Origin of the sequence: Maridesulfovibrio ferrireducens (assembly GCF_016342405.1) — a bacterium.
Lineage (GTDB): Bacteria > Desulfobacterota > Desulfovibrionia > Desulfovibrionales > Desulfovibrionaceae > Maridesulfovibrio > Maridesulfovibrio ferrireducens_A.
This window is the reverse complement of sequence record NZ_JAEINN010000005.1, coordinates 218,032-227,717: the sequence shown is the minus strand read 5'-3', so window position 1 is coordinate 227,717 and position 9,686 is coordinate 218,032. Positions and strand designations below refer to the sequence as shown.

The 9,686-nt window shown below is 46.3% G+C and carries 10 protein-coding genes; 2 read left to right on the top strand and 8 right to left on the bottom strand.

Annotated elements, in window-relative coordinates; all coding sequences use genetic code 11:
* Positions 1 to 152 precede the first annotated feature (152 nt).
* Positions 153 to 308, top strand: a complete 156-nt coding sequence (locus JEY82_RS07795) for a hypothetical protein (RefSeq protein ID WP_304084559.1) — start codon at positions 153 to 155, stop codon at positions 306 to 308.
* Between the two features lie 279 nt (positions 309 to 587).
* Positions 588 to 1,466 (top strand): type I methionyl aminopeptidase, encoded by an 879-nt coding sequence (gene map, locus JEY82_RS07790; RefSeq protein WP_304084555.1) that lies wholly within the window; start codon positions 588 to 590, stop codon positions 1,464 to 1,466.
* A 277-nt stretch (positions 1,467 to 1,743) separates the two neighbouring features.
* On the opposite strand, the gene JEY82_RS07785 is transcribed toward map, so the two are convergent.
* From JEY82_RS07785 to JEY82_RS07750, 8 genes are all read right to left on the bottom strand, one after another.
* Positions 1,744 to 3,087, bottom strand: a complete 1,344-nt coding sequence (locus JEY82_RS07785) for an MFS transporter (RefSeq protein WP_304084553.1) — start codon at positions 3,085 to 3,087, stop codon at positions 1,744 to 1,746.
* Between the two features lie 264 nt (positions 3,088 to 3,351).
* The gene (locus JEY82_RS07780) at positions 3,352 to 3,918 is read right to left on the bottom strand and encodes a UbiX family flavin prenyltransferase (protein ID WP_304084551.1); all 567 of its coding nucleotides are present in this window, start codon (positions 3,916 to 3,918) and stop codon (positions 3,352 to 3,354) included.
* A gap of 134 nt (positions 3,919 to 4,052) precedes the next feature.
* Entirely contained in the window at positions 4,053 to 4,430 is a 378-nt protein-coding gene (locus JEY82_RS07775) for a Rid family detoxifying hydrolase (protein ID WP_304084548.1), read from the bottom strand.
* A 123-nt stretch (positions 4,431 to 4,553) separates the two neighbouring features.
* Positions 4,554 to 5,876, bottom strand: coding sequence for an FAD-binding oxidoreductase (locus JEY82_RS07770; RefSeq protein ID WP_304084545.1), 1,323 nt, complete (start codon positions 5,874 to 5,876; stop codon positions 4,554 to 4,556).
* Between the two features lie 103 nt (positions 5,877 to 5,979).
* Positions 5,980 to 8,127, bottom strand: a complete 2,148-nt coding sequence (locus tag JEY82_RS07765; RefSeq protein ID WP_304084542.1) for an acetate--CoA ligase family protein — start codon at positions 8,125 to 8,127, stop codon at positions 5,980 to 5,982.
* 23 nt (positions 8,128 to 8,150) lie between these two features.
* A complete protein-coding gene (locus JEY82_RS07760; RefSeq protein ID WP_304084539.1) occupies positions 8,151 to 8,372 on the bottom strand; it encodes a ferredoxin family protein in 222 nt (73 codons plus the stop codon).
* Between the two features lie 4 nt (positions 8,373 to 8,376).
* Complete coding sequence (locus JEY82_RS07755) at positions 8,377 to 8,928, bottom strand: 2-oxoacid:acceptor oxidoreductase family protein (RefSeq protein WP_304084537.1); 552 nt, start codon at positions 8,926 to 8,928, stop codon at positions 8,377 to 8,379.
* On the bottom strand, positions 8,918 to 9,679 hold the full coding sequence (locus JEY82_RS07750) for a thiamine pyrophosphate-dependent enzyme (protein WP_304084534.1): 762 nt from the start codon (positions 9,677 to 9,679) through the stop codon (positions 8,918 to 8,920). Before JEY82_RS07750 ends, JEY82_RS07755 begins: the two co-directional genes overlap by 11 nt.
* Between the last annotated feature and the right edge of the window lie 7 nt (positions 9,680 to 9,686).

Here is a 9,686-nt window from a genome sequence, read left to right as displayed (position 1 = left end):
CACTCCTTTTAGGCTGAAGAGTGAGTATGCAGGATTTCAAAAATTATGAGTAGATGGAGCCTATGTGACGCTTACGACTTATTGCTTATGTCTTGTGCATATGCGGAGGGATTGAACCTGTCCGCGGGTTAATATCTCTTGCTGCGTTTCCCATGATGCTTTTTACTTTTGCCATGTGTGTTTCACTTGTAAAAGAAGGTATCCACTTATTGGATAAACCTGACTGGCTAGACTTAGAGGACTCTGAAGATACTGAAGATATCGAAGAGCTTGCCTCTATCCCCAACGGAACTGAGCTTACGTACTGACACTAAATTTCCATAAATTGGGCAACCCAAAAATTGCCCAATTTATGGAATTATTAATACAACAAACACCACAATATACAGATCCTCATAGAGATACATCCATAATATTTTAAGCCCTCCTTTTCAAAGTATTCATAATTACCAGTCCGAGTCATTTTTTTAAGACATAATCCAGTACTTTTATTCATGATAAAGCTTTTCAATCGCCGTTCTTTTTGCCAATATAAGCGCTTTCCGACGGGTACAAATCCGCCACAATATATATTCAGGAGACCATTGATGAACGCCAAAATCGGAAGGAACGATCCCTGCCCCTGTGGCAGTGGTAAAAAATACAAGAAGTGCTGCATGGGCACGGCAAATGCGGCGAACCTTAATTTACCCGAGACCTTCCTTAAACGCTACAATATCCGTCTGAAAACACCAGAACAGATCGAAGGCATACGTCGTTGCGGCAAGCTGGTCATGCAAACTTTCGAAGCCGTCAAGGACTTGATTAAGCCAGGCATACAAACCGATGAAATCAACCGGGCAGTACACGAATTCACCATCAAAAACGGTGCAATTCCCGCCCCGCTGAATTACCACGGCTTTCCCAAAAGTGTCTGTATCTCTCCCAACGAAGTTATCTGCCACGGAATTCCCGGCGAATATATCCTCAAGGACGGCGACATAGTCAACATAGACATCACCTCCATCCTCAATGGCTACTACGCCGACTGTAACCAGACTTTCTTCGTGGGAGAACCATCCCCGGATGCGCGCAAAATTGTTAACGTGGCCCGTGAGAGCCTGCGCCTAGGCCTCGAACAAGCCAAACCCGGTAAAATCATCAACGATATCTCTTCCGCAATCCAGACCTACGCCGAAGGACAGGGCTGCTCGGTGGTGCGTGAATACATGGGCCACGGCGTCGGCCTCGACTTCCATGAAGCTCCGAACGTCCCCCACTTCCGCTCTCGTTGGGGCAATGTCCCTCTTACTCCGGGCATGACTTTTACCATCGAACCGATGATAAACCTCGGCGATAAAGAAGTTACGGTGCTCGATGACGACTGGACCGCCATAACAAAAGACGGCTCACTTTCTGCACAGTTCGAGCAAACCATTGTCATCACTGAAAACGGATTTGAAAGTTTAACACCATTCGAATTGTAAGAACCTTAATTATAAAAACGTCATAAAACCGGCTAATCGCATCGCGATTAGCCGGTTTTATTATTTGAAATACTTTTCGATTAAAAAATCAATTTGAGTCAATGAGTGTCCTACTGTTGCCCAAGTAGTTAATCCCCGAATTAATTGTTCTGAAAAGTAGAATTTTATCTAAAAAAAACATGATGACGCCAGACGGGGCACGCCTGGCGTCATACTTGTTTATGCTCACGTTCCATGGTTGATGGGGCCGTTACGAACGGTGAGTCTAAGGGTAGATTTATAAATTAGCCATTACAGGGGCAGTTCTCAATTTTTTAGGAGCAAACTGAGGAGAAGTTTCAGGCGCCCATGCTTGACAGACTATGCCACCTATAGCCAGCGTCGCGATGCACGCGCCAAGGGCTGCATAAATACCGAAGTGTTCATTAACGATAGGGAGCAAAAATGCACCACCGGCAGCGCCGACACGACTCATTGCGATAGTCAGGCCAATACCGGACGCACGCAATTCCGTAGGGAATAGCTCTGGCGGATAGGCAAATTCGAGAACAATGGAGATAGCAAGCACTGTTGAGAAAGCTGCAAGCATGGTCAAAGAAAGCACAGCGGGCATATCCGTCCAAACTGTCATAATCGTCAAAATCACGGCTGCACCATAAAATGTCCACAACAGGAAAGCTCTGCGGGAGATTCTATTGATAAGCCAAGTACCTACCAATACGCCGACTATGGTAAAGCCGTTGTACATAACACCGGACGCATACGGATTTTCAATATGCATATTCGAAAGAACAAGCGGAAGGAAAATACTGATGGCGAAAAACGGCAACACCTGACAACAAAAAAAGACACATGATACTATTGTATTGTAACGTAATTCAGGACTGAACAGACGGAACCAGGATGCAGACGGAGGCTCCTCTTCAATCTTCGGTAGGCAATAATTCGGGCCAAGATGCTTGTGAATGTTTTCCAGCGCCTTCTCAACCTGCCCTTTACCTGCAAGCCAACTAGGAGATTCAGGAACACCAAAACGAAAAAACAATGTGATAGCTCCCGGAATAGCAGATGTACAGAGCACCCAACGCCAGCCATTATCACCAAGTCCGTCCATGAAAAAGCCTACTATGTAAGCAAGAACATACCCGACTGTCCAAGAGACAAGAAGCCAAGCAAGAAAACCCGAACGTTTTTTAGCAGGTGTCCATTCGCTCAACAAAGCGATGCCAACGGTGTAATCTGCACCGATACACATGCCAAGCGCAAACCGTAAAATAGCCAGTAACATCGGATCGGTAACAACGAACTGCGCAAGGGACAATAAAACAGCAAGAAACATGACTGTGCCGAAAAAAGGCTTTCTGCCAAAACGGTCAGCTAGAGAACCGGTAATAAAACTTCCAAACAAAATTCCTAGCAAAGACGCAGCTCCAAGAATACCGAGCCAAAGGCTAGTCAGTCCAAGAGGGACTGTCGCATAGCTAAGCGCAATACCAACAACACCTAAAATATATCCATCGGTAATCTGACCCATAAAGGCACCAGCGGCAAGTTTACGATGAATTGGAAAAGATGGAGCATCTTCAAAACTTATACCTTGAGGGTCTCGCATGTCGTTCATAATTATCACCTTTTACAATTATTCTGATTACAAATTATTGTTCCAAACCAACAGAGATCATCTCAAATAAAACGGCATTTTTTCTTTATTGAACCACATACACAGCATCTTTTTTCAAGCAGCGTAACAATGCTGTTATGTCTACAACCGATCAGTCGAATTAAAATCAATCCCCCTCTCCTTTAGTTTAGATATAATACCTTTTATGAGTTCATTCGTTACGCATATGATCCCCAAAAAAAGCCTTAACTATTTCAAAAAGGCCTACATGTTGTCTTTCCAGCGTGCGCAGAGAGAGTTCTCAATGCGTAACTGGTCGAGAAGACGACCTGCAAAATGCTGCATCATATTTTCAATTGTTGTTTTAGAGTCGTAATATGCGGGACAGAAAGGAGCTATTACAGCACCAGCCTCTGTTACGGTCTGCATATTGCGTAGATGGATCATTGTCAGAGGAGTTTCTCTTGGAACGATCACAAGTTTCTTACGTTCTTTCAGAGTCACATCGGCCGCACGATGAATAAGATTCACACCGGCACCACAGGCAATGGAAGCCAGAGAACTCATGGAACAAGGACAGATAATCATTCCGTCATGCTGCCATGATCCACTGGACGGCCCAGCAGTCATATCTTTTATGGAATGGACCGTGTGAACATGCTTTACCAATGATAAATCACTGCCCCGAAATTCAGACTGCATCACAACTTCAGCCCCGCCTGAAACAATCAAATGAACTTCTAGATCCTTTATCCCGGCATAAAGACGTAAGAGATTTTCAACCAGAGGCATACCACTTGCCCCAGTTACTCCAACAACAATACGATGCATATAACCTCCCGTCCTAATTACAGAATCAATTTAAAATGAGATCGACCCCTATAACTTCTTAATCATTTTCGATTGCTGCACCGTTTCAACACAAACATTTCTGCATTCGGCAAATAAGGGTTTATTTCTATTATTTATTCAACGAAACAAATGGCATCCATTTCGATCAGGCATCCGCCGGCAAGATTACTGGTTTCTACGCAGACACGAGCTGGACGATGATCACCTAAAAAGTTGCCGTAGACTTCGTTAAAAGCTTCAAAATCACCCCAATTAGCAAGGAAAACAGTAGTCTTAACAAGGTCGGTAATTTTCAAGCCTGCTTCATCAAGCACTGCTTTCAAATTTGTAAGTGTCTGAGCAGCCTGCTCAGCCATGTTTGATCCGACAACAACTCCACTTACGGGATGAAAAGGTACTTGCCCGGAGAGGTAATATGTATTTCCTGCTTTCACTGCGTGGGAATACGGACCAACTGAGGCACAGGCCTTGGATGCATGTATAAATTCCAAAACAATCTCCTTTGTAAATTTGTGAGTTATGCAGCTATTCCGGCTTTTGGGACAAGCGGCTGGTCAACAACAGCAACGTTTGCTGAAGGCGGAAGTTGACTACAGCCGCAAACCCTTTTTTTATTAGATTTCCTGCTTGGCGTTATACTCTTCCCAAGCAAGACGGACGCGTGCTCCAGCAGTACGGAAAGGATCCGGTGGCAACCAGCTAGGTTTGGCGATACGGCGCAGGAAGTTGAGATCTTCACTTTGAACACCGCTGATCCATTCAGCAATGTAGTGGCCCATCATGCAGGTTTTCGCCACGCCGGCACCTTCACCACAGGCAGAAGCAAACAAATTGGACGATTTCTGCATCATCAACGGACGATAATTCATGGTCATGTTGATCATGCCGCCGTAGACAAACTCAAAATTAACATGGCGGAGATTGGGGAATCTATTTTCAAAAGCCTTACGCAACTTTGGAATGGAATTGCGGATACGCTGATGTGATGTGGTCAATTGTGAGTTGAAGCTGAAGCCGTTACGCACGTAAATGCGCTGATCAGCAGTATAACGAACAGTTGTTCCAGCAGGATGACCGGCTGTGCAACCCCAAGGCTCCACGCCTTCGAAATCTTTCAACTCGTTAGCGGTCAATTTGCGGGAGAAAGCACCGAAAGAAGTTACAGGACAGAATACGTTTTTGACGATACCGAATTGTTCAATAAACGGACCACCGGTAACAATGACATTTCCACCGGTGATGGGTCTGCCGTTCTGCAAAACAACAACCATGTTGCTGCCTTCATCAACGCGCAAGACAGGACAATTTTCAAAAACTTCCACATTGTCAGGCAAAGTAGTAAAAAGGCCGCGAAGTACATCAGCAGGGTTCACCAATGTGGAACCTGACGTATAAAGAGCCTTGGTATAATATTCAGTACCAAGGCGACGGTTTAACTCTTCACCTTCATATATTTTATAAGGAACGCCCATTTTATCAAGATCATGAACTTCGGTGTCGATCATCTTGTAACTGCGCGGATTACAACAGCAAACGTATTTGCCGCTATCGCGCCAGTCTACATCGATACCGCTACTCTTGATTGTGTCGCGCATTCTGGCGATGATTGCAGTGTTCAACTTAAAATACATCTTGTTGTCTTCAAAAGAAGAACCACCGGCGTCACCGAAATCATGAGGAACGTCGATAATGAAACCGGCATTCTTACCACTGTCATTATCACCGATTTTAATAGCTTCAATTACGGCTATCTTTGATTCAGGATTCAGCTCTGCAAGACGGCTGGCAGTTCCATAACCGCCGTAACCGGCTCCAACAATAATATAATCGTACTTATCACTCATATCGTCAGGAGACTTAAAACTGTGATTCTTGTAAGAAGACATTTCAAGCCAGCTCTGCCCGGTTGTCGTTGGAAATAGTTTTACTTCGCGCATGATGATACTTCCCTCTAATTACAGGTGAATGCCGTCAAAAAAACAGCTGACAAAAAAACTTTATTGTATGGGTGGCGTTGCAACGCCACCCTATCGACTAAGCTTAGGGATGGAGCACAATACGTGCATCCGCCACAGCCAGCCCTTTCTCCCATGCAAACACAGGATTCAGATCAACTTCAGCGACTTCCCGCAGCTCATTTACCATGTACGAGATCACACATACCGTTTCTGCCAGAGCCTCTATATCACAAGGGACAGAGCCTCGAGCTCCTTCCAGCAATTTGTGACCCTTGATTTCGCGTATCATCTGGCGACATGAAGGCATGTTTACAGGCGCGACACGGAATGAGATGTCTTTAAGAATTTCCACGAAGATTCCGCCAAGGCCGAACATTACTGTGGGGCCAAAGGTGGTATCATGGCTGGCACCGATGATACATTCCACGCCGCCGGGCAGCATGGGGGTAAGCATAACGCCAAAGATATCAGCGTCAGGTTTGTACTTAAGACCATTATCAACAAGGCGCTCAAAAGCATCACGAGCGGCCTGAGCTGAATCAATATTCAGCGTCACGCCTCCAGCGTCAGTTTTGTGCAGGATGTCAGGGGATACGATTTTCATGACGACTTTGCCGCCAAGAGCTTCATATTTTTCAGCGGCTTCATTCGTATTAAGGGCAAGATGACATTCAGCAAGAGGCAAGCCATAAGCACTCAGCACGTCACGAGCTTCAGTCTCAACCAAATTGATGCGACCACTCGCACGTACTGCATCAAAAATGGCATTAGTCTTTTCCTTACGATCGGCAGGTAGAGTCGGAGCGGCAGCTTCAGCTTCTTCCAGCAGAGCCTTACGGCCTTCATCGTAGCTCACCAACGCACCCATAGTACGCATAGCTGCTTTCACGGAATCGAATACCGGCACGCCCCTATCACTGATATAGGCGAGGCATTCTGGACGCTGAGGAGCATAGATGGAATGCATGACAACAGGTTTGTCAGAAACACGCACACGAGCGACCATACTTTTGGCCACATCCATTTCTTTCTCACGGAATTCTTCCGAAAGATCAGCATAACCACCGTAGAGTCCCACGATAACAACACCGTCAACATCAGGATCATTCAAAAGCACATCAAGACAACGATCAAAAACCCACATATCAGCTTCAGGGGTACCCGCAAGATCAACAGGGTTTTTGATAGGACAATGAGGCATCAGAATAGCGCTCAATTTTTCCTGTGTGGCATCTGAAAGAACAGGGGCTTCCAGCTTAAAGCTTTCGGCTGAATCTGTAGCCATGACTCCATGACCTCCACCATCAGTAAGAATGGCGATACGCTTACCATGGGCAGGCTTACACTTGGAAAAAGCTTCCGCGACGTCCAACAACTCGTTAGGACTGTCCACCCGGATAATACCGGATTGACGGAGAGCTGCGTCAAAGATTTTTTCACTACCGGCTAAAGAACCGGTATGTGATGCAGCGGCTCTTGCACCTGCAGCACTACGACCAATTTTGATTGCAGCGACAGGTTTCTTAAGAGCAGTTTTGCGGGCAGCTTCGATGAACTTGCGACCATCTTCTTCTGATTCAACACGCAACCCTTCCATATATAGAAGAAGAACCTTAGTGCTGTCGTCTTCTTCGATGTATTTCACAAAGTCGTGAAAACGAAGGTCCATCTGATTACCGATGGTAGCCCAACAGCTGTAACCCAGATTTCGCGCCTTAGCGTTGAAGTTCAGATCAATACCGAAGTTTCCGCTTTGCAGTACAAGGCTCATGGGGCCGGGAGCCAGATCAATGATACTGGCGTTCATATTCACAGCGGCGCTATAAGTACCCATGCAGTTCGGGCCCTGAATACGCAGGCCGCCTTTGCGGGCAATCTCAAGCATCTTCCGCTCGATTTCTTTGCCCTCAGCACCGGTTTCACCGAAGCCGGTGGAAACAACTATGGCGCTTTTTACGCCCTTTTCAACACACTGTTCAATAACGGGAAGAATGTACTTAGGTGCAATAGCGATGATGGCGAGATCAACGTCACCTTTCACAGCAAGGATATCCGGATAGGTTTCGTGTCCAAGAATTTCGCCGCCTGAACGGGAAATCAAATAGACATCACCTTTATATTTATTTTCGAACAGGCTTTTAGCTGTCCAATATCCATATTTCTTTGTGTCGCGCGAAGCACCTATCAATGCTACACTGCGAGGGCGAAACAGAGTCTTAAGTTCAGACATTGTTTTCCTCCTGTATCTACGGGTTAGTCCAACACAATGACGCCGATAGCGACATCAGGACAGACGATGCGGCACAGGCCACACAGGACACAATCATCAGGACGAACCTGCTCAACGACACTGTAGCCCTGACCGTTCAAGGTGTGACCGATGGCAAGAGTATTTTTAGGGCAGGCATCAACACACAAACCGCAAGATTTACAGCGTTCGGCGCTAATAACGTGCTTTTTATTGTTTGCTTTCATCTTCTTACTCCGCAGCGCTGGCGTAGAGGGTGCGGCCCTTTTGAAGGGCTTTCAAATTCATTTCCAGCAGGGCGGGCTTCTTAGCGCCCATAAGATCCCGCAACACTTCTTCCACAGTTGCAAATTCCAGTACATTTGTAGCTTCCAACACAGCCCCGAGCATTACGATATTCGCGCATCTCACAGAGCCAAGTTCAGCAGCAATATCCGAAGCAGGAATCAGGATTTGTTTAACACCCTCACGTTCACGAGTGTCCATGATCATAGAGCTATTCACGAGGACCAGGCCGCCGATAGCTGAACCGTCAAGACAACCGTCATAGATGGTGGGGCTAAGAGCGACACTCACGTCGGCGTCATTTTCCACAAGAGGATTTCCGATACGAGTGTCGGATACGACAACGTATCCGGTGGAGTCTCCGCCACGCTGCTCAATACCGTATGTCTGAGTCATCACGACCTGTAGTCCCTGCTTCATAGCGCCTTTGCAAATCAGCTTTGCAAGCAGAGCTGATCCCTGGCCGCCTGAACCAGAAAAAGTACATTTAGTTCTCATCATTCTGCTCCATCTCATTTTTGAAAATCTGTGGCTTGAAGTACTCCACCATTTTTTCTTTGTTCCACTTGTAAGAATCCGGCACAGAAAGCTTGAGGCCAGTCGGACAAGGAACAATGAATTCAACGAAGGAAAAACCAAGACCCTTCATTTGACAGTCCAGAGCTTTACGCACGCTGCTTGCAGCTTTGCGGATGCTCTTGGCGTCACAAACGGATTCGCGGGCGACATACTTGGCACCGTGCATATCCGCCATCATTTCGGGGACACGCAGAGGATAACCATGCTGATGCACATCACGGCCATTAGGAGTAGTGGAGGTAATCTGACCTTCAAGCGTGGAAGGAGACATCTGTCCGCCAGTCATGCCGAACAGGTTGTTGTTGATCATGAAACAAGTAACCGGCATACCGCGGTTAGCTGTATGCAACAATTCAGCTAGACCGATAGCACTGCAATCTCCGTCTCCCTGATAGGTATAGACGATGTTTTCAGGCTTCGCGACTTTGTAACCGACTGCAACAGCAGGAGCGCGACCATGCATAGCTTCAATGGCATCGATTTCCATATAGTGATGAGAAAACCCACCACAACCGATACCGACAACGCTTATTGTACGTTTACGAATGCCTAGAGCTTCAATAGCTTCCGCAACAAGGCGCGTTACAATACCGTGACCGCAACCGGGACAGTAACTGAACTTCTTATCCAGCAGCAGTGTTTCACCATAAATTTTTGCGAGTTCTTGCATATCGTCT

Coding starts and splice junctions, on each gene's coding strand:
- JEY82_RS07795 (WP_304084559.1), top strand. CDS start 153: ATGATGCTTTTTACTTTTGCCATGTGTGTTTCACTTGTAAAAGAAGGT.
- map (WP_304084555.1), top strand. CDS start 588: ATGAACGCCAAAATCGGAAGGAACGATCCCTGCCCCTGTGGCAGTGGT.
- JEY82_RS07785 (WP_304084553.1), bottom strand. CDS start 3,087: ATGAACGACATGCGAGACCCTCAAGGTATAAGTTTTGAAGATGCTCCA.
- JEY82_RS07780 (WP_304084551.1), bottom strand. CDS start 3,918: ATGCATCGTATTGTTGTTGGAGTAACTGGGGCAAGTGGTATGCCTCTG.
- JEY82_RS07770 (WP_304084545.1), bottom strand. CDS start 5,876: ATGCGCGAAGTAAAACTATTTCCAACGACAACCGGGCAGAGCTGGCTT.
- JEY82_RS07765 (WP_304084542.1), bottom strand. CDS start 8,127: ATGTCTGAACTTAAGACTCTGTTTCGCCCTCGCAGTGTAGCATTGATA.
- JEY82_RS07760 (WP_304084539.1), bottom strand. CDS start 8,372: ATGAAAGCAAACAATAAAAAGCACGTTATTAGCGCCGAACGCTGTAAA.
- JEY82_RS07755 (WP_304084537.1), bottom strand. CDS start 8,928: ATGAGAACTAAATGTACTTTTTCTGGTTCAGGCGGCCAGGGATCAGCT.
- JEY82_RS07750 (WP_304084534.1), bottom strand. CDS start 9,679: ATGCAAGAACTCGCAAAAATTTATGGTGAAACACTGCTGCTGGATAAG.